Annotated in this window: 26 protein-coding genes and 1 tRNA gene; 13 read left to right on the top strand and 14 right to left on the bottom strand. The window is 56.7% G+C overall.

Annotation, left to right across the window (positions count from 1 at the left end; all coding sequences use genetic code 11):
• Positions 1–189 precede the first annotated feature (189 nt).
• The 3 genes from AAC637_RS01360 to msrA all read left to right on the top strand — a co-directional run bounded on the left by AAC637_RS01360 (position 190) and on the right by msrA (position 1,834).
• On the top strand, positions 190–744 hold the full coding sequence (locus AAC637_RS01360; protein WP_340301985.1) for a YcbK family protein: 555 nt from the start codon (positions 190–192) through the stop codon (positions 742–744).
• Between the two features lie 142 nt (positions 745–886).
• Positions 887–1,330: a peptide-methionine (R)-S-oxide reductase MsrB gene (gene msrB / locus AAC637_RS01355; RefSeq protein WP_340301984.1), complete on the top strand. Its 444-nt coding sequence runs from the start codon at positions 887–889 to the stop codon at positions 1,328–1,330.
• 3 nt (positions 1,331–1,333) lie between these two features.
• Positions 1,334–1,834 (top strand): peptide-methionine (S)-S-oxide reductase MsrA, encoded by a 501-nt coding sequence (gene msrA, locus AAC637_RS01350; RefSeq protein ID WP_340301983.1) that lies wholly within the window; start codon positions 1,334–1,336, stop codon positions 1,832–1,834.
• Between the two features lie 170 nt (positions 1,835–2,004).
• On the opposite strand, the gene AAC637_RS01345 is transcribed toward msrA, so the two are convergent.
• Complete coding sequence (locus tag AAC637_RS01345) at positions 2,005–2,184, bottom strand: hypothetical protein (protein WP_340301982.1); 180 nt, start codon at positions 2,182–2,184, stop codon at positions 2,005–2,007.
• Between the two features lie 171 nt (positions 2,185–2,355).
• Between AAC637_RS01345 and AAC637_RS01340 the strand changes: the two genes are divergently transcribed.
• The 8 genes from AAC637_RS01340 to AAC637_RS01305 all read left to right on the top strand — a co-directional run bounded on the left by AAC637_RS01340 (position 2,356) and on the right by AAC637_RS01305 (position 11,468).
• Positions 2,356–4,392: an NADH:flavin oxidoreductase gene (locus AAC637_RS01340; RefSeq protein ID WP_340301981.1), complete on the top strand. Its 2,037-nt coding sequence runs from the start codon at positions 2,356–2,358 to the stop codon at positions 4,390–4,392.
• Positions 4,393–4,406: 14 nt separating this feature from the next.
• Positions 4,407–4,955 (top strand): carboxymuconolactone decarboxylase family protein, encoded by a 549-nt coding sequence (locus tag AAC637_RS01335; RefSeq protein WP_340301980.1) that lies wholly within the window; start codon positions 4,407–4,409, stop codon positions 4,953–4,955.
• Between the two features lie 67 nt (positions 4,956–5,022).
• On the top strand, positions 5,023–6,216 hold the full coding sequence (locus AAC637_RS01330; protein ID WP_340301979.1) for an FAD-binding domain-containing protein: 1,194 nt from the start codon (positions 5,023–5,025) through the stop codon (positions 6,214–6,216).
• Between the two features lie 76 nt (positions 6,217–6,292).
• On the top strand, positions 6,293–7,357 hold the full coding sequence (locus tag AAC637_RS01325; RefSeq protein WP_340301978.1) for an Ldh family oxidoreductase: 1,065 nt from the start codon (positions 6,293–6,295) through the stop codon (positions 7,355–7,357).
• Entirely contained in the window at positions 7,354–8,532 is a 1,179-nt protein-coding gene (locus tag AAC637_RS01320) for an NAD(P)/FAD-dependent oxidoreductase (RefSeq protein WP_340301977.1), read from the top strand. Before AAC637_RS01325 ends, AAC637_RS01320 begins: the two co-directional genes overlap by 4 nt.
• 27 nt (positions 8,533–8,559) lie before the next feature.
• The gene (locus AAC637_RS01315) at positions 8,560–9,006 is read left to right on the top strand and encodes an OsmC family protein (RefSeq protein WP_340301976.1); all 447 of its coding nucleotides are present in this window, start codon (positions 8,560–8,562) and stop codon (positions 9,004–9,006) included.
• Positions 9,007–9,030: 24 nt separating this feature from the next.
• Entirely contained in the window at positions 9,031–9,840 is an 810-nt protein-coding gene (locus tag AAC637_RS01310) for an enoyl-CoA hydratase (protein ID WP_340301975.1), read from the top strand.
• Positions 9,837–11,468 (top strand): acyl-CoA synthetase, encoded by a 1,632-nt coding sequence (locus AAC637_RS01305; RefSeq protein ID WP_340301974.1) that lies wholly within the window; start codon positions 9,837–9,839, stop codon positions 11,466–11,468. The genes AAC637_RS01310 and AAC637_RS01305 overlap by 4 nt, the downstream gene beginning before the upstream one ends.
• A gap of 5 nt (positions 11,469–11,473) precedes the next feature.
• Here AAC637_RS01305 and AAC637_RS01300 read toward each other — a convergent pair whose 3' ends face one another.
• The 13 genes from AAC637_RS01300 to AAC637_RS01240 all read right to left on the bottom strand — a co-directional run bounded on the left by AAC637_RS01300 (position 11,474) and on the right by AAC637_RS01240 (position 20,918).
• Positions 11,474–12,406 carry a 3-hydroxyacyl-CoA dehydrogenase gene (locus AAC637_RS01300; protein ID WP_340301973.1) on the bottom strand — a complete coding sequence of 311 codons (933 nt, stop codon included), beginning with the start codon at positions 12,404–12,406 and terminating at the stop codon, positions 11,474–11,476.
• Between the two features lie 77 nt (positions 12,407–12,483).
• Positions 12,484–12,560 (bottom strand) — tRNA-Arg (locus AAC637_RS01295).
• Positions 12,561–12,616: 56 nt separating this feature from the next.
• Positions 12,617–13,837, bottom strand: a complete 1,221-nt coding sequence (locus tag AAC637_RS01290; RefSeq protein WP_340301972.1) for a cysteine desulfurase — start codon at positions 13,835–13,837, stop codon at positions 12,617–12,619.
• A gap of 9 nt (positions 13,838–13,846) precedes the next feature.
• Positions 13,847–14,443 carry a YIP1 family protein gene (locus AAC637_RS01285; RefSeq protein ID WP_340301971.1) on the bottom strand — a complete coding sequence of 199 codons (597 nt, stop codon included), beginning with the start codon at positions 14,441–14,443 and terminating at the stop codon, positions 13,847–13,849.
• Between the two features lie 4 nt (positions 14,444–14,447).
• Positions 14,448–14,954 (bottom strand): YIP1 family protein, encoded by a 507-nt coding sequence (locus AAC637_RS01280; RefSeq protein WP_340301970.1) that lies wholly within the window; start codon positions 14,952–14,954, stop codon positions 14,448–14,450.
• Positions 14,955–14,969: 15 nt separating this feature from the next.
• On the bottom strand, positions 14,970–16,268 hold the full coding sequence (gene sufD, locus AAC637_RS01275; RefSeq protein WP_340301969.1) for a Fe-S cluster assembly protein SufD: 1,299 nt from the start codon (positions 16,266–16,268) through the stop codon (positions 14,970–14,972).
• Positions 16,268–17,023, bottom strand: a complete 756-nt coding sequence (sufC, locus tag AAC637_RS01270; protein ID WP_340301968.1) for a Fe-S cluster assembly ATPase SufC — start codon at positions 17,021–17,023, stop codon at positions 16,268–16,270. The genes sufD and sufC overlap by 1 nt, the downstream gene beginning before the upstream one ends.
• Positions 17,024–17,056: 33 nt before the next feature.
• Entirely contained in the window at positions 17,057–17,368 is a 312-nt protein-coding gene (locus AAC637_RS01265; protein WP_340256141.1) for a heavy metal-binding domain-containing protein, read from the bottom strand.
• Positions 17,369–17,373: 5 nt separating this feature from the next.
• Positions 17,374–17,568 carry a hypothetical protein gene (locus AAC637_RS01260; protein ID WP_340301967.1) on the bottom strand — a complete coding sequence of 65 codons (195 nt, stop codon included), beginning with the start codon at positions 17,566–17,568 and terminating at the stop codon, positions 17,374–17,376.
• A gap of 4 nt (positions 17,569–17,572) precedes the next feature.
• Complete coding sequence (locus AAC637_RS01255) at positions 17,573–17,767, bottom strand: hypothetical protein (protein WP_340301966.1); 195 nt, start codon at positions 17,765–17,767, stop codon at positions 17,573–17,575.
• On the bottom strand, positions 17,767–19,284 hold the full coding sequence (sufB, locus tag AAC637_RS01250; RefSeq protein ID WP_340301965.1) for a Fe-S cluster assembly protein SufB: 1,518 nt from the start codon (positions 19,282–19,284) through the stop codon (positions 17,767–17,769). The genes AAC637_RS01255 and sufB overlap by 1 nt, the downstream gene beginning before the upstream one ends.
• A 120-nt stretch (positions 19,285–19,404) precedes the next feature.
• Complete coding sequence (locus tag AAC637_RS01245; RefSeq protein ID WP_340301964.1) at positions 19,405–20,457, bottom strand: cysteine desulfurase family protein; 1,053 nt, start codon at positions 20,455–20,457, stop codon at positions 19,405–19,407.
• Positions 20,457–20,918: an Rrf2 family transcriptional regulator gene (locus tag AAC637_RS01240; protein WP_340256538.1), complete on the bottom strand. Its 462-nt coding sequence runs from the start codon at positions 20,916–20,918 to the stop codon at positions 20,457–20,459. Before AAC637_RS01240 ends, AAC637_RS01245 begins: the two co-directional genes overlap by 1 nt.
• A gap of 255 nt (positions 20,919–21,173) precedes the next feature.
• Between AAC637_RS01240 and AAC637_RS01235 the strand changes: the two genes are divergently transcribed.
• Positions 21,174–21,833: an alpha/beta hydrolase gene (locus AAC637_RS01235; protein WP_317654925.1), complete on the top strand. Its 660-nt coding sequence runs from the start codon at positions 21,174–21,176 to the stop codon at positions 21,831–21,833.
• A 104-nt stretch (positions 21,834–21,937) separates the two neighbouring features.
• Positions 21,938–22,306, top strand: coding sequence for a DUF6976 family protein (locus AAC637_RS01230; RefSeq protein ID WP_340301963.1), 369 nt, complete (start codon positions 21,938–21,940; stop codon positions 22,304–22,306).
• Positions 22,307–22,308: the final 2 nt, after the last annotated feature.

The following is a 22,308-nucleotide window of genomic DNA, read 5'->3' as shown; positions in this document are numbered from 1 at the left end:
AATCGAAAGACCCTGCCCGCCAAAAGGTTAATCAATGCTTTCACAATCATTTCACCTGTGTCATATTTCGTGACGTAACGTGCGAATAAAAAACCGCCCGCTGCCATTCACGCTGGATCCGTCCAGCTCAGGGACAGAGGCACCCGTATTAAGTGTAGTGGTAATCAGGGCAGAAGCATGGGGACTGGAATGAAATTGATTAGCCGTCGGGGCTTATTGCGGGCATTTGCTGCGACAACGATCGCGGCGGCACCTGTATCGGCCAATGCCTTTGGGATTTTGCGCGGCGCAGGCGATTTACGCAAATTGCGCATGCACAATGGCCGCACGGGCGAAACGCTGGATATGATTTACTGGATTGATGGCGACTATATTCGCCCCGCAATCGAAGAAATCAGCTACTTCATGCGCGATTGGCGCCAAAATGAGGTGCATGCGATTGACCCGCGCACCCTCGACATCATGGCGGCCTCTCATAACCTTTTGGATACGAACGAACCGTATCTGTTGTTGTCTGGCTATCGCTCGCCTGCAACCAACGCGATGCTGCGTCAACGCTCGTCAGGTGTTGCGCGGAACTCACTCCATATGGTTGGCGAGGCGGCTGATTTGCGCCTCACCTCCCGCAGCGTCAGTCAAATTGCGCGCGCGGCCGAAAGCTGCGCTGCGGGTGGGGTTGGACGGTATTCGCGCTCGAACTTTGTGCATATGGATTGTGGCGATGTCCGCCATTGGGGCGGGTAAGTCAGCCAATATCCGCCTCAATTCGGCATAAAGTGCGCTTATTTTGGCGTAACGTCCGTGTGTGACTTGCCATTCTCACTGGATAATTTGCGCGGCGCCCCCACATTATGGCTCGAACCCCAGAAGGAGTGAGCCGTTCCTCATGACAAATTATCAAAAGACGCCGCAGGCCATCGCGGCACTGACGCCCGAGCAATACCACATTACCCAAGAAAATGGCACCGAGCGCCCCTTTACGGGGGCCTATACCGATTTAGAGGCGCGCGGGATTTATGTGGATATCGTATCTGGCGAGCCGCTGTTTTTGTCGAATGACAAATTTCATTCTGGCTGTGGTTGGCCCTCATTCACAAAGCCCGTCAGCGATGAAATGGTGGTCGAAAAGCGCGACCTCAGTCATGGGATGGTGCGCGTTGAGGTGCGTTCGAAATATGGCGACAGCCATTTGGGCCATGTTTTTCCCGATGGGCCGCGGGATCGCGGGGGCTTGCGTTATTGTATAAATTCGGCCGCTTTACGTTTCATTCCCGAAGCAGATATGCAAGCCGAAGGGTATGGCGATTATCTGATGATGTTGGAGGCGTAAACAATGGCGCAAGAACGGGCGGTTTTAGCAGGTGGATGCTTTTGGGGGATGCAACAATTGATCCGCCGCATGGATGGGGTGTGTGCAACCCGTGTTGGCTATTCGGGGGGCGATGTTCAAAATGCCACCTATCGCAACCATGGCACCCATGCCGAGGCGATTGAAATTTTCTTTGATCCCGAGCGCCTAACCTATCGCGATCTGTTGGCGTTTTTCTTTCAAATTCATGATCCCACCACATCGAACCGTCAGGGAAATGATATTGGGATGTCCTATCGGTCTGCGATTTTTTATGTCGATGAAGCACAACGCGAAACCGCGTTAGAGGTTATCGCAGATGTAAACGCATCGGGGCTTTGGCCTGGAAAGGTTGTGACTGAGGTGGCGCCTGTGGGCCCGTTTTGGGAGGCAGAACCTGAGCATCAAGATTATCTTGAGCGCCTTCCCAATGGGTATACCTGTCATTTCCCGCGCCCTGATTGGGTCTTGCCAAAGCGCGCTTAACGGGCCGCACGACAAACTGGAACATGGACCAAACATCTGGCGCACTTTGTTTTCTTATTTTGTGTCTAGCGTAGAAACATTCCTAAACGAAACAGCCTGTATCGGCCGCTTTAGGCAGTTTTAGGTGTTTTGTTCAGGTTAAAACATGGTTTCTAAGAGCCTTAAAATAGTTAGAGTTGATCTAAGGCATATTCTTCTAAGATCGGTGCAATACCAGAACCGATCGCGCGGGCTGAAATACCTATCTCACCGGAAACAATGGTGGTGCCTTTTAATCCGCGATGATCATAATGAGCGAAAGCTGCTTCATTAACGGCTCTTATAAGTTCAGCGTTGAGATGGCGTGCCAAATGCCGAATTGGTCTTGGCTAATGCCCTGCCTGCAGATTGGGTCATGGCAGAGGCCGCCTAGGCGCAAATGGCGCAAACGCGCCTTGTCGTGACGCGCCCCTTCCTTGACAAGCAGAGCCCGTCACGGCCAGCCTAGGCTGACACAGTCGCGAACCGTTAAGAGGCATCCTATGGCAGACCCGATCTTGCAGCCGTTTCAGCTGAAACATCTGACCTTGCGCAATCGGGTCATGATCACCAGCCACGAGCCTGCCTATAGCGAAGATGGCCTACCAACCGATGCCTATCGCGCCTATCATGTGGAACGCGCCCGTGCTGGCATTGCGCTGACCATGACGGCGGGCTCTGCCGTGGTCAGCCGCGACAGCCCTCCCGCCTTTGGCAATCTCTTGGCCTATCGGGACGAGATTACCCCGCATATGGCCCGTCTTGCCCGCGAGGTGCATGACGAGGGCGCGGCTGTGATGATCCAACTCACCCATCTGGGGCGGCGCACGCGGTGGGACACAGGCGATTGGCTGCCTGTCCTCTCGCCAAGTGCGCTGCGCGAACCTGCACATCGCGCCTATCCCAAAATGCTTGAGGATTGGGACATCGCGCGGATCATCAGTGATTATGCCGATGCGGCTGAACGGATGAAGGATGCAGGGCTAGACGGGATCGAATTGGAATCCTACGGCCATTTGATGGATGCGTTTTGGTCGCCCCGCCTCAATCACCTAGACGGGCGATACGGGGCTGAAACGCTTGAGACGCGCATGGCTTTTTCGATGGATGTCCTGCGCGCCATTCGTGCCCGCGTTGGGGATGATTTCATCGTTGGCGTCCGTTTTGTGGCCGATGAAGATATCAAGGGCGGTATTTCGGCCACCGATGGCCAAGAGATTGCCCGCCGCCTGCGCAACAGCGGGATGGTCGATTTCCTAAACGTCATTCGGGGCAATATCGACACCGATGCGAGCCTGACCCGCGTGATCCCGTTGCAGGGCATGGCCTCTGCCCCGCATCTGGATTTTGCGGGCGAGTTACGCGCGCAAACGGGGATCCCGATCTTTCACGCCGCGCGCATTCCCGATTTATCGACCGCGCGCCACGCCATTGCCGCGGGCAAGTTGGATATGGTGGGAATGACGCGGGCGCATATTGCCGACCCGCATATCATGGCAAAACTTCTCGAGGGGCGCGAGGAGGATATTCGCCCCTGCGTTGGTGCCAATTACTGTATCGACCGCATTTATCAGGGCGAAAAAGCGCTGTGTTTGCATAACCCCTCAACGGGGCGGGAATTGAGCCAACCGCATAAGATTGCCCCAACAGACACCCCGACCCGCATCACGATTATCGGCGCGGGCCCTGCGGGCCTTGAGGCCGCGCGGGTTGCGGCCACGCGCGGGCATCAGGTGCATCTCCTTGAGGCCGCCCCGCAGGCAGGCGGGCAAATTCGCCTCACCGCGCAATCGCCCCGCCGCCGCGAGATGTTGGCGATCACCGAATGGCGGGTTGCACAATGCGAAAAGCTGGGCGTGCGCCTGCAATACAACACCTATGCCGAACCCGAAGATGTTTTGGCGACTGCGCCCGATGTGGTGATTGTGGCCACAGGCGGCATGGCCCGCGAAGGGGGGTTAGAGACAGGCAGCGACCTCATTTGCAGCGCATGGGATATTTTATCGGGCGATGTCAAACCCGAAGGCGATATCCTGATCTTTGATGAGGCAGGCGATCACTCCGGGTTGCAGGCCGCGGAATTTGCAGCCCCCCATGCCCGCAGCATTGAAATCATCACCCGCGACCGCGCCATCGCGCCCGAGGTGATGGGCATGAACCTCACCCCCTATATTCGTGCGCTTCAACACTCAGGCGCGCAGATGACCATCACATGGTATCTCAGCCATGTAACGCGCACAGGCAATCGCCTGACCGCGCATTTAATCAGCGACTATAGCGACAAAATAGAAACCCGCGAGGTGGATCAGGTCGTGGTCAATCAAGGTACAATGCCGCTTGATGATCTTTATTTTGCGCTCAAACCACAGTCGCGCAATTTGGGCGAGATGGATTACCATGCCTTTCTTGCGGGGCAGTCCCAACAGATTATCAAAAATCCAGACGGGCAGTTTGACCTCTACCGCATTGGTGATGCAGTCTCACCGCGCAACACCCATGCCGCAATTTATGATGGGTTGCGCCTTGCGCGCAGCCTCTAAGGAAAGAGCCCAAAATGACCCACTACCCGCCCCTAGACAACACCCATTGGCCCGCCGAAATCGCGGATATGCAAGCGGGGTTTGCGGGGCGGCTGAATGTCTATCGGGTGATGGCACATCACCCTGCATTACTACGGGCTTGGGCGGATTTGCGGGATCATGTGGTGGTCAAAACCGCGCTTGGCCCCGAATTGAGCGAGGCGGTGATCCTGCGTGCCGCGCATTGGATGGGCTCGGATTATGAATGGGCGCATCATGTCAGCCGTGCGCGCGCCCTTGGGTTTGAAGATCACCGCATCGCGCGTCTCGCAGGCCCAATTGACGAGATCACAGGTAAGGATCAAACCATCGCCCGTGCAGTCGATGCCCTGATGAGCGCGCGCGCGATCCCCCCCCAGATGCAGGGGCCGCTTGAGGCGGAAATTGGCAAAGAGGGCATTTTTGATTTGATTGCCACAGTAGGCTTTTACAGCACGCTTGGTTTTATCCTTAACTCCTTCCCCCCACCGCTGGATGAGGCGGTCGCGCGCGAGCTGCGCCAAACCCCGTTTGAGGGCGCTTAGGCGCAGTTGACCTTGCCCCCTGCTGCCTTAGCTAGAGGCGCAAGGCACATCCTAGCGAGGCAAAAACATGCAGGCCACACGGGCAGAGGCAGAGGCACGTCTAGTAGAATTTACTCCCAAAATGGGCAAGGCCTATGCCAATGGCCGCAATTACGATCTGGGACATGGCGCACATAAATCTGTGTCGCGCCTGTCGGCTTATATCCGCCGCCGCCTGATCCGCGAAGCAGAGGTTGTCAAAACCGCGCTTGGCACACATGGCGCGGTTTCCGCTGAAAAATTCATTCAAGAGGTGATTTGGCGCAGCTATTTCAAGGGCTGGCTTGAGATACGCCCCGCCATATGGCGCAGTTACGTATCAGGTCTTGAGGCCGATATGGGCGCGCTCGACCAAGATCGCCCTTTGTCCCGCGCCTATACCCGCGCCATCGAAGGGCGCACGGGGATAGACTGCTTTGACCATTGGGCGCGCGAATTGGTTGAAACAGGCTATCTGCACAATCACGCGCGGATGTGGTTTGCCTCGATATGGATATTCACGCTGCGATTGCCATGGCGGCTTGGCGCGGATTTCTTTTATCGTCATCTCTTGGATGGGGATGCAGCGTCTAATACCTTGTGCTGGCGATGGGTCGCGGGCCTACATACGCGGGGCAAATTCTATGCGGCCGAGGCGTCGAATATCGCAAAATTCACGCAAAACCGATTTACCCCGCGCGATGTAGATTTGGCCGCGGTGACAGAAGGGCTTGAAGCGACCGAACCTGATGGTCTGCCCCCAACCCTACCGCTGCGCCGCCCCGTTGCGCCACAGGCGGGGGCGAAAACCCTTTTGCTGATCACTGATGAGGATTGCGGGATCACAGGCGCCGATATTGCGGGCTTTGATGTTGTTGCCGTGGTGGGGTTGACCCAATCGCATTTGCGCCATGCAAGCCCAGATGTCGCCGCCTTCGAGGCCGAGGCCATTCGCGATTGTGCAAATCGGCTTGGCCTGACCGCTGAAATGGTCGAGGCGCGCGATCCAAAACTCTTGGCGCAAATCGCCAGCCGGCTTGGGGCCGTGCAAATCGCCACCCCCTATATCCCGCAAGGGCCGTTATTCGATTGGATGACCGAGGCGCGCAGGCCCCTTGAGGCCGCAAATATCGCCTTCGCCGAATGGAGCGACCCCTGGGATCAAAGGATATGGCCCCATGCCACGGCGGGTTTCTTCAAGGTAAAACAGAAAATCCCTCAGCTGATTGCCGCATTGGATTGAGAGATAAATTCTTAACTGGCATCGCCCGTGGCGCTGAGGCAACATGCGCGAAATTGTAAGCTGGCGAGAGGGTAAAATGACAGCGCAAAGGCAGGATGATAATCAAATTTGGGTCAGTGCCGAGGCAATAACAAATTTCAGCCACGCCATATTGCGCGCTGCGGGCGCAGATGAGGCCACGGCCACAACCACTACAGATGCCATGATGCATGCCAGCCTGCATGGCGTAGACAGCCACGGCTTCCGCCTTTTGCCGCATTATCAGGCGGCGATGCGCGGCGGGCGTGTCAACCCACGCCCCAATCTCAAATTCACCAAAACCCGTGCAGGCACGGGCATGTTGGACGCGGATGATGCGCATGGTGCGCGCGCACTTTATGCTGCAGCGGATCATGCCGCCGATTTGGCCCGTGAGGCGGGCATTGGTGCAGTTGGGGTGATGAACAGCTCGCATTACGGCGCTGCGGGGGCCTATAGCATGGCCTTGGCCAAGCGCGGGATGGGTGGGATGGTCTTTGGCAATTCAGACAGCCTTGTGCGCCTGCATGACGGGGCCGAACGGTTTCACGGCACCAATCCGATCTCCATCGCCTTTCCCACCGCAGGCAACCCTTGGCTTATGGATATGGCGACCAGTTCCGTGCCCTATAACCGCGTGCAACTTTATGCTTCCCTTGGCGTGACCTTGCCCGAAGATGTCGCATCTGACGCCGCAGGTGTGAACACAACCGACCCTAATAAAGCTGAAATGTTGGCCCCGCTCGGGGGCGAATTCGGGTTTAAGGGGGCCGCATTGGGGGGCGTTGCAGAAATCTTTTCGGCGGTTTTCACGGGCATGAAAATCTCGCCCGATCTCGATGCGATGGTGGGCGGTGACATGACCCGTCCGCGGGGCGTGGGGGGATTTGTGATTGCGATTGACCCTGAGGCCTTTTTGACAGGCCCTATGTTCATTGCGGGCATGGAGCATTACCTGACCAAGCTGCGCACCAGCACGCCACGCACAAGCGCGCGCGTCATGGCGCCTGGGGATCGCGAATGGGATGTGGCAGCCTTACGCGCTCAAAAGGGCATCCCCCTTGACCCTGTTACCCAAGCAAGCTTTGCCGAACTGACCAAGACAACAGGATTGTCGCTGTGACGGGGCGCTTTGATGTCGCGGTGGTTGGTCGTGGCCTGATGGGCACAGCCGCCGCGCGGTATCTGGCGCAAATGGGTCATCGCGTGGCCCTAATCGGCCCCTCCGAGCCGCAAAACCGTGCAACCCATGATGGCCCCTTTGGCAGCCACCATGACGCAGGCAGGATCACGCGCGGCCTTGCTGAAAAGGCGGATTGGTCCCGCCTCGCCTTGCGTTCAATGGCGCGATACCGTGAACTTGAGGCGGTATTAGGACAAAGGTTCTACACCCCATGCGGGGTGATGATGGCAGGGCCAATCGCAGGGCCCGCTGCGGATTTTACGCGCGCCTTTCTGCAGGCTGCTGAGGCCTTGGCCATTCCCCATGAGCGGCTTGATGATGCAGGGCTTGCCGCGCGCTTTCGCTTTATGCGGTTTCCCGTAGGAACAGCCGCCGCATGGGAGGCCGCAGGCGGTTGGATCAACCCCCGCCGTTTACGCGCCGCAGAGGAACGCGCGATGGAACAGGCGGGGGGCATGGTGATTGACGCCGCCGCCGTGGCGCAGGATCAGGGCACAGTCACCTTTACAACGGGCGAAACAGTGGATGCGGGACATGTCGTCATCGCCACGGGGGGCTATGCGCGCACCGACAGGCTTTTACCCGCCCGCCCCGATATGAGCGTGATGGCACGCACCGTGCTTTTGGCCGAAATCGCGCCCAATGATGTGGCGCGCTTGGCCGAGATGCCCACGCTGATTTCCATGCCCGAAGATGGGCGCATGGATGAAGACCTGTATCTGCTGCCCCCGATCCAATATCCCGATGGGAAATATTATCTGAAAATCGGGGGCGAACCTGCCTCGCCAAGCCTGACCACTCAGGCTGAGATGACCGCATGGTTCCGCTCTCAGGGCAGCGCAGAGGCCGCCGCGCGTTTGCAAGGCTATTTGACGGCAATTTTACCTGATCTGCCAGTGCAATCCTATCACACCGATACATGCGTCATCAGTTTCACCACCACAGGATACCCCTATATCGAGCGGCTTGATGATCACCTGACCATTCTGACAGGGGGCAATGGGGCCGCCGCGAAAAGCTGTGATGAAATCGGTCGCCTGGGGGCTTTGGCGGCCACAGGCCAACCCCTCGCCCCTGAGGGGTATGACACCGATTTCAAAACCAAATTTATCTGATTGTAACGAACGAAAGGTTGCCGCGTCATGAGCCTATCCATTACCCTAAACTGGCAGCGCCAACAGGCCACGCTGACCCCGCAGAAATACAGCAACGCCCATCAGATCACCTATACTGATGACACTAAGGTCATGGGGGATGCCGCGCCCGATTGGGGCGGGAACCCCGCCTATACCAATCCAGAACAGGCCTTGGCCGCTGCGATGTCGAGTTGCCATATGATGACCTTTCTGGCCCTTGCCGCGAAAGCAGGTTGGCCTGTGGCAAGCTATAGAGACCATGCCGTGGCCCATTTGGGCAAAAGCCCAAAAGGCCGCATGGCCGTGACCCGTATTGATCTGCACCCCAAAGTGACATTTGATACGGGCTTTTCAGTGGATCAGGAAACGCTTGACGAGATGCAGCACCGCGCCCATCGTTATTGCTTTGTTGCAAATTCCATCGCCGACTATGTTGAGGTGACGATCAGCTAAGCCCCTAATCTGGGAGAGGATGCCATGACCATAGCCAGCCAAACCAATATCCTAGACAGCGCGCTTGATGCGCGGGGGATTTTACGTCTGACCCTAAATGACGAAAAACGCCGCAATGCGCTGTCTGAGGCGATGCTGAACCGCCTTCTTGAGGCGATCCATGCGGCAGGCGATGATCCTGAGGTGCGGATGGTCATTCTTGCCTCTCGTGGCCCCGCTTTTTGTGCGGGTCATGATCTAAAGGAATTGACCGCCGCCCGCGCTGAGGACGATGGGGGGCGCGCCTATTTCACCAAGATCATGGCGCTTTGCGCATCCGTAATGCAGGCGATTGTGGCCTGCCCCAAGCCCGTGATTGCCGAGGTGCGGGGCGTGGCGACGGCGGCGGGGTGCCAATTGGTTGCGACCTGTGATTTGGCGGTGGCCGAAGACGGCGCGCGCTTTGGCACACCAGGGGTGCATATTGGGCTTTTTTGCTCGACCCCCATGGTCGCTTTGTCGCGCAATGTCAGCCATAAACACGCGATGGAGATGCTGTTGACGGGCGATATGATCGCGGCCCCGCGTGCGGTTGAGATTGGGTTGGTGAACAAGGCCGTCCCTGAGGCAGAACTCAGCGCCACAACCGAAGAGATGGCCGCCAAAATCGCCGGAAAATCCACAATGACCCTCGCCACTGGAAAATCGGCCTTCTATCGCCAAGCTGAAATGGGGCTGTCCGAAGCCTATAATTATGCCGCGCAGGTTATGGTGGATAATATGCTGACCCATGATGCCGAAGAAGGGATAGGGGCCTTTATCGAAAAACGTCATCCACAATGGCAGGACAAATGAGCCAGATTTATCACGATAACCCAAGCCTTGCGCGGCGCGCGGCCAATCATCAACCCCTCAGCCCGCTGAGTTTTCTTGAGCGCGCTGCAGGCAGTTACCCTGATCATGTGGCCATTATTCATGGCCCCTTGCGCCGCAGTTACCGCGATTTCTATGCGCGCGCGCGGCAATTGGCGTCTCGCCTGACACAAGACGGGGTGCGCAAGGGCGATAATGTCTCGGTGATCCTTGCCAATACACCCGCCATGTTGGAATGCCATTACGGCGTGCCAATGTGCGGCGCTGTTCTGCATTCTATTAACACGCGGCTTGATGCGGCCATCATCGCCTTTCAGATCGACCATGCCGAAAGCAAAATCCTGATCGTAGATGCGGAATTCATGCCACTGGCCCAAGAGGCGCTGCAACTGGCGAAATCCAAGCCGCAGTTGGTGCAATATGATGACCCCGAATATTACGGCCCGCGCAGCGATGTAATAGCCGAAGATTACGAGGCCTATCTAGCCAAAGGCGATCCTGACTATCAATGGGCCCTGCCCAATGATGAATGGGATGCGATTGCGCTTAACTACACCTCCGGCACCACGGGCGATCCCAAAGGTGTGGTTTATCACCATCGGGGGGCTTATTTGCTGGCACAGGGCAATGCGCTGATTACTTCGATGCAGAAACACGCGGTCTATCTGTGGACCTTGCCGATGTTTCACTGCAACGGCTGGTGTTTCCCTTGGACAATTTCCGCCATTATCGGCACCCATGTCTGCCTGCGCCAAGTGCGCAGCGCGCCGATTTGGCGCGCCCTGACCGAGGATGGCGTAACCCATCTATGCGGCGCGCCAATTGTGATGTCGGTGATCTTGGATGCGCCCGAGCGAGAGCAACTGCCATCACAGGTGAATTTCTTTACCGCCGCAGCCCCGCCACCAGAGCGGGTCTTGGCCGATATGCAACAGGCGGGGTTTGATGTGACCCACCTTTATGGCCTTACCGAAACCTATGGCCCCGCCGTGGTCAATGAATGGCATCAGGAATGGTCAGATTTGCCCCTGCCCGAACAAGCGCGGCTTAAATCGCGTCAGGGCGTGAAATACACGCCGCTGGAACAGCTGGATGTGCTTGATCCCGATACGTTGCAGCCTGTCCCGCGCGATGGGGAAACTTTGGGCGAGGTCATGTTCCGCGGCAATGTCGTGATGAAGGGATATTTCCGCAACCCAAGCGCCACCGAAAAAACTTTTGCGGGCGGCTGGTTCCATTCGGGCGATTTGGCGGTGATCCACCCAGATGGGTATATTCAGCTGAAAGACCGCTCAAAGGATATCATCATCTCAGGAGGCGAGAATATTTCCTCCATCGAGGTGGAGGAGGTGCTTTATGCCCATCCTGCCGTGGCTGTCGTGGCCGTGGTGGCCAAGCCAGACGAGAAATGGGGCGAGACGCCTTGCGCCTTTATCGAGTTGAAATCAGGGGAAAGCGCCAGCGCAGAGGATCTGCGCGAATGGTGCCGCGACCGCCTCGCCCATTACAAATGCCCGCGTGATTTTATTTTCACGGAGATCCCGCGCACAAGCACGGGTAAAATCCAAAAATTCCAATTGCGCGACATGGCAAAGGCAGGGGCAAGCTAACAGGCTTACCCCCTGCGATCCCCCGCACGCCGCGCGCGCAAAAGCTCCATAAGCTTTAGATCGCGCGCGCGATGCGCCTCGGGCAGGCTGTCTTGCGGGTGCAGGGCATCCAAATAGGACGTCAGTCCTTGGTCTAAGGCGGATGACCAATCGCTGATCTTTGTATCGCCCTCAAACATGCTCTGATACATGCCCTCAAAGCGCGTGACATAATCCGACACGCCCCCTGGTGCATTCAGGTGGATCGTTTCAAACGGCCCCATAAACGACCATCGCATCCCCAAACCATCGCAAATGGCGCGGTCAATATCCTCGGGCGCGGCCACGCCGTTTTGCAGCAGCTTAAACGCCTCAATCAGCAGCGCACCTTGCAATCGGTTAACCACAAACCCGTCAATCTCGCGCTTCAATGTAATTGGAATTTGCCCTGTCTGTGCAATCAAATCGCGCACTTTTTGGGTGACCTCAGCTGCGGTAAAGGGGGCAGGCACAATCTCAACGGCGGGCACCAGATGGGGGGGATTGATCGGATGCACGACCAAGCACCGCGCGCGCCCCGTGACATCAGCCGCATAGGACGAGGCAGGAATGCCCGAGGTTGAACTGCCAATCGGCACATCAGGCGGCAGAATTGCATCCATCTCCGCAGTCAGGGCCGCCTTTACATCGCGCTTTTCTGGGCCACTTTCTTGGACATATATCACCCCCTCAAGCGCCGCGGCCAAGCTCGCAGCCACGCTGATCTGACTGCGATACTCTCGTGCGGCAATCAAGCCGTGATCGGCTAAATCCTGCAACCGCGCCAAAACCTTTGGCACCGCCCCATCGGCAACACCCGCCATAGGATCATAAAGCACAACATCATGGCCCGCTGCCACAAATACAGCCCCCCATGCCTGACCAATCAGCCCTGCCCCCACAATCGCAATCTTGCCCATATCTCCCGCCCTCCAAAATCATATCTGTCGATATGCTATAGGATCGGCGGGGCGGCATTCCAGATGAAAAAGAAAACTGGCGCACCCGAGAGGATTCGAACCTCTGACCTCTGCCTTCGGAGGGCAGCGCTCTATCCAGCTGAGCTACGGGTGCCTGAGCCCGCTTTTAGCGGTGTGGGCACGGTTTCGCAATCATCAATCCATGCGAGCTTAGGCGAAAAGATCGTGGCACAGTTCCAAGGCTTCGACCAAGGCATCTACTTCGGCACGGGTGTTATACATTGCAAAGGACGCGCGGCAGGTGGCCGTCACCCCCATATGGTCCATCAAAGGCTGGGCACAATGATGGCCTGCGCGCACGGCCACACCTTTTTTATCAAGCACAGTGGAAATATCGTGGGCATGCGCAGCCCCATCTATGGTGAAGGAAAAGATCGCGCCTTTATGCGCAGAATTCCCCTGAACATTCAGCCAATTCAGTCCCGCAAGGCGGGTGCGCGCATATTGGGTCAGATCGGCCTCATGTGCGGCAATCGCCTCCATACCCACGGCGCTCATGTAATCAAGGGCAACGCCAAGACCGATTTGCTGCACGATGCCCGGTGTCCCCGCCTCGAATTTCATTGGGGGGTCATTCCATGTGATCTCATCACGATGCACTTCGCGGATCATGTCCCCCCCGCCCAAGAAGGGCTGCATTTCAGCCATGCGCGCCGATTTTATATAGATCGCACCTGATCCTGACGGGCCATAGAGTTTGTGCCCTGTGATTGCATAAAAATCCGCGCCAAGCGCATCAAGGTTCAGTGGCATATGCACAGCCGCCTGCGACCCATCCACCAACACGGGGATATCGCGGGCATGGGCGGCATCAATCACCGTTTTGACGTCAAATACTGTGCCAAGCACATTTGACATATGCGACATCGCAATCAGCCGCGTGCGCGGGGTGATCGCATCAATCATCGCTTGCGGATCCAAATCCCCGCTCACATCTGTCTCGACCCAGACCAATTTCACGCCAAGACGTTCGCGCAGAAAATGCCACGGCACTATATTGGCGTGATGTTCGGCAATGGTCAGGATGATCTCATCCCCCGCTTGCAGGCGCGGCGCGGCCCAACCATAGGAAACAAGATTGATCCCTTCGGTGGCCCCTGAGGTAAAGACAATCTCGCGCTCGTCCGCCACGCCTAGGAAGCGCGCAATCTTGCCGCGCACCCCCTCATAGGCCTCGGTCGCAACCATAGAGAGATGATGCAGCCCACGATGCACATTGGCATATTCCGCCTCATAGGCATGGGTCATCGCATCAATCACCGCGCGCGGCTTTTGCGCACTCGCCCCATTGTCGAGATAGACCAATGGCTTTCCGTTCACCTCACGGGAGAGGATCGGGAAATCAGCGCGGATTTTATCAACATCAAACATGGAAACCCTTTACGGCATCATTGGGACAAGGCCGAAACCTGTCACGACTCGCGAAAGAAGAAAGGCAAAGGCGATGAGAAACATGATAATCGCCCAAAAGGTTTTCCAAACGGACGAAAACCCATGCAAAACAGTGACAAACTGCGCCATGAGCCAAAAGAATAGTGGGATAGAGGCAAGACTGACAATATCGGCAAGAACCGACAAACCGATGGCAATGGCCGCGATTTGAAAGGCCTGCACGACCAGAAACACGGCCTGCAACCAGACCATCAATGCAAGCGCGCCGTCAAAATCGCCCTTGCCCCCAAAGCGCGCGCCAATCACCGCGATGCCAAGGGACACCAAAACAAGGAAAACCGCCTGAACAATCCCCATAACGACAGGCATCGGCACGCCTGCGCCCGCCTCTGGCATCGGCACCATCAACAACACCGCACTTGCCAACAGGGTTGATAGGGTAATGACCAAGGCCAAGCCCAACCACAAAACATTGCGCGGCAGATTAAGGGCCAGAACCGCCTGCGCCGCCTCTTGCGGGGCACGGATCGTGTCGCGCGTGTGACGCCACAGACCCGATAGGGTGAGAATCTCTGACAGGTTCACGCGCCTAAACCCCTTCTGTTACGGCCTCTGGCGCGCGTTCTGCCTCAATCAGGCACGCGAGCCAAATCACCAAAAAGCCAAGCAATGTCACCAAACCCGTGGCATCTGATGCAGGCCCCTGTCCGATGAAACCTGCCACAAGCCCGTTCAACAAAAATAGCGGTGCCGTCACCAAAAGCGACCAAAACAGCGCCAGCCGCGCAGAATAAAACGTGCCGCGCCCGCGAAACAATTTCGCCACCAGATGCGAAATCCCTGCAAAAACATAGAGCATCAAAGGCATCACCATCATCATTGAGAAAAATGTGATGGCAAGGCGCGCCTGCAGTGGCACCGATGGATCCAAAAACGCCTCACGGCTGAGTTTGGGCCATTGCCCAACAAACATCAGGAAACACGCGATCATGACAAAGGCAATCGCCCGATCCTCGTGGCGGCCATGGTTCAGCATAGACCGCAGCACCTGTCGCGGGCGACGCCAAGAGGCGACAATATCGCGGCTGACTGACATTGCAGACCCTACCCTTTAGCCGCGCCGCCGTGCCAACCACAGCTCCAGCTGGGCCAGTATATCTGCGCGCAGCGTCTCATCTTCGATCTCGTCAATCGCCTCGGCCAAAAAGGCCAGAACCAAAAGATCAGTGGCTGTTGAGTGATCCACCCCGCGCGAGCGCAGATAGAACAACGCCTCTTCATCAATCGCGCCAGTGGTCGAGCCGTGGCTGCATTTCACATCATCGGCGTAAATCTCAAGCTCGGGCTTGGTCAAGAACGTGCTGTCATCATCCAAAAGCAGGGCTTGGCTGATTTGATAGCCATCGGTCTTTTGCGCACCGGGCGTCACAAGGATTTTCCCCTGAAACACGCCAGAGGCCCCGTTGCGCAACACCTTTTTGAACACCTGACGGCTTTCGCAATCCTCACCCCGATGGGTCACAAAGACCGTGTCGTCATGATAGAACTCGGCCCGCTTGCCATCGCCAAGTGCCGCACCCGCCACATGGGCAACTGCATTATCCCCAACGATATCAATCACATGCTCGTTGCGGGTCAGAACGCCGTTGCAGGTGAGGGTAAAGCTTTTGTAATGCGCCGCCTCGGCCACGCGCACAAAGCTATGGGTCACGGCGCGGCGGGCGTGATCGCGCCCCTGTGCGCGGATGTGATGAAAGCGTGCGGTCGGGGCCAGATCAACCTCAGTACATTTATTGAACCGCGCCGCCGCAGGGCCCTGTTCAAGCAAGGTCATCTCTGCGCCTTCCTCAACGCGGATCACATGGTGCAGCACGGCATCGGAGGTTTCAGACTGATGCAGATAGATGAGGCTGACGGGCTTGGACACCCGCCCTGTTGCACGGATCACAATGCCATCCGTGGCAAAGGCCGTGTTCAGCGCGGCCAAGGGGCGTGCAACGGGGTCTTGGCCATGGGTTTCGAGATGACCATAAAGCTCCATCGCCCAGTGGATGTCGGTTTTCAAAACATCCGTCAGGCGCGAGATTTCCAGCCCCTCAAGGTTGAGATCATCTGATTGAGCCGGATCAAAAACACCATCCACAAAGACAATCTTGAGGCGGTCAATGTCCTCAAAGACGCGGCGATCTTGGCCCGGATCAAATAGCGCCGCTGCCGGCGCATCGGCCACGGTCAACTCGGCGGGGTTTGTGTATTTCCAATATTCATCCCGCGCGGTCGGCAAACCCATGGCGCGCAGCCGTGTGAGGGCTGTGTGGCGCGCCTCATTGGCCCAATTGGCCCCGTGCGGCAACTCAAGCGCCGCAATCCGCGCCTCGGTCAAATCAATGCGTGCCTGCGCCAAAGCCATTACGCAACCTCCGCCAACAGATCCGCGTAGCCGTTTTTCTCTACTTCCAAGGCCAATTCTGGCCCGCCCGTTTTGATGATACGGCCATCCGACATGATATGCACAACATCAGGTTTGATATGGTCAAGCAAGCGTTGATAGTGAGTGATCACAAGGAACCCGCGCCCCGCATCCCGCAGCGCGTTTACGCCATCGGAGACCAGTTTCATCGCATCCACATCAAGGCCACTATCGGTTTCGTCCAAGATGCACATCTTGGGCTCTAGCATTGCCATTTGCAGGATTTCATTGCGCTTCTTCTCACCGCCCGAGAAGCCCACATTGACGGGACGCTTGAGCATTTCTGCGTCAATCTTGAGGGTCTTGGCCTTTTCGCGCACCAGTTTCAGAAACTCTGCCGCGCTCACCTCATCCTCGCCGCGCAGTTTACGCTGCGCATTCAGTGCTGTGCGCAGGAAGGTCATATTGCCAACACCGGGGATCTCAACGGGATATTGGAATGCCAAGAACAGGCCTGCGGCGGCGCGCTCTTCGGGTTCCATCTCAAGGACGTCTTCGCCCAGCAAAGTGGCAGAACCATCCGTGACGCTATACCCATCGCGCCCCGACAGCACATAGGACAAGGTCGATTTGCCCGAGCCATTTGGCCCCATGATCGCATGAACCTTGCCCGCCTCTACGGTCAGATCGACACCTTTGAGGATTTGCTTTCCTTCTTCCTCAAGTTCGACATGTAAGTTCCTGATCTCAAGCATTATCTTCTCCTTCAAGGGCGCGGGCCCTTTCCCTTATTCCACTGTGACAGCCGTGCCTGAGGCACTGACCATCAGCATATTGTTGATAACTTCGTAATCCAGATCGACACCGACCACTGCATTTGCGCCCTGCTCGCGCGCGCGATCTTGCATTTCCGCCAGCGCGGTTTCGCGCGCACGGGCCATCTCGCCCTCATAGGCCCCTGAGCGCCCGCCGATAATATCGGTGATGCTTGCGAAAATATCGCGAAACACATTTGCGCCCAAAATCGCCTCACCCACCACGATACCGCGATAGTCCGTGATTTTTTGACCTTCGATAGATTGTGTTGTTGTAACGATCATCCGCCTCACCCCATAACGCCGCGCAGCACGGCCATTGCAACCCAAGCCGCCATGCCCACCAGAACCGAGGTCAAAAAGAGCGATCCGCGCACCAATCCACCGCGCTTGCCTTGGCGAGCCCGCACGGACAGGCCGATCAGCGCCCCAAGAAAGGTGCCAACACCGATGCCCGCGGTTTGATGCAACAGCTCTGGCAACATGGGCTTATTTCCGCATGATCATTTTTGCCGACACATGGCTGATAATGGTGGCCGCCACGGCGGCGAAGGCCGCCAGACCTGGCCCACCTGGATGCCAGATGGAATAGGTCAAGGCCATCATCACAACCACACCAACGGCAACCAACAGCGCATAACGCGGGCGTGGTTCCCCTGCTGAGAGCCAATATTTCCAGTTCATCAGCCGACACTCCCCTCAAGACTGATTGCAACCAATTGCTGCGCTTCCATGGCAAATTCCATCGGCAGCGCCTGTAACACCTCGCGGCAGAAGCCGTTGACCACCAAGGCCACCGCTTCTTCCTCATCCATCCCGCGGGAGCGGCAATAGAACAGCTGATCATCATCCACTTTCGAAGTGGTGGCCTCATGCTCAACCCGCGAGGAGTTATTCTTGACCTCAATATAAGGCACAGTATGCGCACCGCATTTATCGCCAATTAGTAAACTGTCGCATTGGGTGTAATTGCGGCTGTTTTTTGCCTTTGGATGCATCGAGACCTGACCGCGATAAGTATTTTGCGCGCGCCCTGCGCTGATACCTTTGGAGACAATCCGCGATTTGGTGTTCTTGCCCAAATGGATCATCTTGGTGCCTGTATCGGCCTGCTGCGCATTATTGGCGATAGCGATGGAGTAGAATTCCCCCTGACTGTCATCACCGCGCAGGATGCAGGACGGGTATTTCCACGTGATGGCCGACCCTGTTTCCACTTGGGTCCACATCACTTTAGAGCGATCCCCACGACAATCGGCGCGTTTGGTCACGAAATTGTAGATCCCACCCTTGCCGTTTTCATCGCCCGGATACCAGTTTTGCACTGTGGAATATTTGATCTCGGCATCATCATGGGCGACCAATTCAACAACTGCGGCGTGCAATTGGTGGGTGTCGCGCATTGGCGCGGTGCAGCCCTCAAGGTAGGACACATAGGCGTCTTTATCCGCAATGATCAATGTGCGCTCAAATTGGCCCGTGTTTTCCGCATTGATGCGGAAATAGGTGGACAATTCCATAGGGCAGCGCACGCCTGGCGGCACATAAACGAAGGAGCCATCCGAAAACACGGCAGAGTTCAAAGTGGCAAAGAAATTATCCGAAATAGGCACAACCGAGCCGAGATATTTCTTCACCAAATCTGGGTACTTTTGAATCGCCTCGGAGATGGAGCAGAAGATGACCCCTGCCTTTTCCAATTCATCCTTGAATGTCGTGCCGACCGAGACACTGTCAAACACCGCATCAACCGCCACTTTGCGCGGTGCGGCCTCGGCATCTGCGCCCTCAACCCCTGCGAGCAACATTTGCTCCTTCAGGGGAATACCCAGTTTCTCATAAGTCGCCAAAAGCTTTGGGTCGACCTCGTCCAAACTTTTGGGCTTTTCGGTCATGCTTTTGGGTTTGGCGTAGTAATGTTGATCTTGGTAATCAATCGCCGTGTAATTCAGCATGGCCCAATCAGGTTCAGACATCTGCTTCCAGCGTTTGAACGCCTGCAGACGCCAATCAAGCATCCATTTGGGCTCGTTATTCTTTTCCGAGATGAGGCGCACAATGTCCTCGTTCAGGCCCTTTGGGGCGAACTCCATCTCAATATCGGTTTCCCAACCGTATTTATACGCGCCACCCATTGCCTTGACGGTTTCAACGGTTTCGCGATCGACACCTTCGCGGATATCGCTGTCGAGTGCGGTCATGGGATCAACTCCTGTTTCTTCCTGATGGGTGCGTATAGACCACCCACCCCCTCGTGCATCTATTCGATCGCAAGGGGTGCGGCACGGCGGCCCTGCCGCATCTTATAATGATGCGGCCCCCTAGCGGTTTAACCCTGACCGCGCCTTGCGCCTGTCATAGGCATCGGCCCAAGCCTCCGCGAAGGCCATTACATCGGCCTCCTGCGTTTGTGGCCCAAGAGAGACACGGATCGCGCATCCTGCCATCTCTGGCGTCAGCCCCATCGCCTGCAAAACGGCGCTGGATTTGACCTTGCCACTGGAACACGCAGAGCCTGCGGAAATCGCAAATCCTGCCAGATCCATTGCCATCACTTGGCTTTCCCCTTTCCACCCCTCCGTGACCATCAGGCTGGTATTGGGAAGCCGCGCGACATCTTTCCCGACAAAAATAGTATCTTTGGCGCGATGTTCCAGTGTCTTTTCTAGAATATTTCTAAGTTTTTCCAGCTTTTTCGACAGGCCATTTTCAATATCTTGTATGGCGGCCTGTGCAGCAGCACCAAATCCTGCAATGCCAATTAAATTCTCGGTTCCAGAACGGCGCCCCATTTCTTGACCGCCGCCACGAATTTGCACCGCCACATCAAGGCCACGCCGCAAGATCAGCGCGCCGATTCCCTTTGGCCCGCCAATTTTATGCGCCGAGATAAACGCCATATCGACCCCCGACCAATCAAAGGCAAGCGGCAGCTTGCCAAAGCCTTGCGTCCAATCAGATACGGCCAAACCTTCGGGCAGGGATTGGATGATCCCCGTTTCGGAATTCGCAAGTTGCAGGGTCGCGTCTGCGGGATCTGTTACATGTACCTGACCTTGCGCATCGACCTCTAACTCCTCACGGATCCACGCGCGCACAGCGTCATGTTCAATCGCGGCTCCTTTAAGATTGCGCCTAGATAGGGCCAATGCGGCGGCCTCGGTCGCGCCAGACACGAACACGATATCGGCGGCCTCTGCGCCGATGGCACTGGCAATTTGACTGCGCGCACGTTCCATCAACGCCTTGGCCGCACGCCCCTCTTGATGAACGGAGGACGGGTTACCCACCACATCCATTGCAGCGATCATCGCCGCACGCGCCTCGGGCCGAAGCGGCATTGTGGCGTTGTGATCCAGATAAACCCGCGCCATCAGGCCCCATCCACCACTGTAAACAGGGTCGGAACCGCAGGGCATGGCGTTAGATCATTGCGGATCACATCCGAAAGCCGTGTTTGATGCAGATAGACATAGACATGGGCGCTGAGGCTTTCCCAAAGACGATTGGTCATGCTTTGCGCGCGACTGCCCGACATGCCGCCAGAGGCGCCCGCCCCTTTATGCAGCGCTGAAACCGTTTCCTCGACCGCCGAGAAAATATCGACCACGCGAATTTCTGCGGGCGCTTTGGCCAGCTTATATCCCCCGCCGGGCCCGCGCACAGACACCACCAAACCCTCGCGGCGCAATTTTACAAACAGCTGCTCAAGATAGGGCAAAGAAATATCCTGCCGCTTGGCAATATCCGCGAGAGAGGTCAACGCGCCCTCCTCTTGCAAGGCAAGATCGGCCATAGCCACCATCGCGTATCGGCCTTTTGTACTGAGCTTCATCTTGCCCCCCGAATTGTGCCATATTGGCAGCCCTGTTTCGCAGAAACTTTGCCGCGCGCCCTTATTCAGACCAAGCCCGTGATTGACCTTTTGATCCGTCACGCTTAACTGCAATGCGTGGTGCAAACCGCAGGCACACGCGCGCCCCGCGTTTAGGGGCAAAACCGCAGCATCGCGGTGATACAGGTTCTAGGTAGGGCGATAGCGCAGGTCAAGCATGACGCGCATGCGCCAGAAAGCGACAAGGGGAACGACATGCCCGAGGTGATATTCCAAGGCCCAGAAGGGCGGCTTGAAGGCCGTTATCATCCACAAAAGGCAAAGGATGCCCCGATTGCCATCGTCCTGCATCCGCATCCGCAATTTGGCGGCACGATGAACAACCGTGTGGTCTATAATCTGCATTACGCCTTCTACAACATGGGCTTCACCGTTCTGCGCTTTAACTTCCGCGGTGTCGGACGCAGTCAGGGCGAATATGACCAAGGTCAGGGCGAATTGTCTGATGCGGCATCGGCCTTGGATTATCTGCAAACGATGAACCCCAACTCGAAACATTGTTGGGTTGCGGGGTTTTCTTTCGGCGCATGGATTGGGATGCAGCTGCTGATGCGGCGCCCTGAGATCACGGGCTTTATCTCGGTCGCACCGCCAGCGAATATGTATGATTTCAGCTTCCTTGCACCCTGCCCCGCGTCAGGTTTGATCGTGAACGGCACCGCCGACCGCGTGGCCAAACCCCAAGACACCCGTATTTTGGTCGATAAGCTGCACGAGCAGAAAGGCATCACCATCACCCACGAGGAGATGGAGGGGGCGGGTCACTTCTTTGAAGATGAAGAGACGCAGATGAACCCCATGATCGACATGGTTAAGGCCTATGTGAAGCGGCGCCTGACGGAAAACACGCGGTAATCCACGATGAGCACCCGTCTTGCCGAAGAAATCGCAGATGCCTTGGCCCAAGAGGCCCTGCGTGTCGCGCAAGAAACGGGGCCAAGCAGAATCTGGCACGTTATTTGACAGCGCAAAATTGGGATACACGTTTGCCGCTCATCGCCAATTACGGCGGCGCGCATCTCAATGTGTCGATCAAATCGGTTGATGCTGATAAAGGCATTGTCAGCTTCTATGCCCCTGTGCAGGAGGGCGTGGTCTATCGCCCCGCCGCAACCCTTCCCGATGACTATGCCCAAGCCTTTGCCACCTCGCTCAGCGATAAGGCCACGGGCGCTGATTACCGTTGTAATTGCATTTTGAACTACCTCTACGGCGAGATGGAGGGCAAATCAGTGTCAGGATTCACAGGCCCAATTACCTTTGGGGAAATTGCCTATATGCTGCTGAACCAAACCCTTGTTCGGCTTGAACTGCATAAGGCCGCGTAACG

This window comes from Roseobacter sp. HKCCD7870 (genome assembly GCF_037830315.1).
Taxonomy (GTDB): Bacteria; Pseudomonadota; Alphaproteobacteria; order Rhodobacterales; family Rhodobacteraceae; genus M30B80.
Note: the sequence above shows the minus strand (reverse complement) of the source record. Positions and strands in the feature narration are given on the sequence as shown.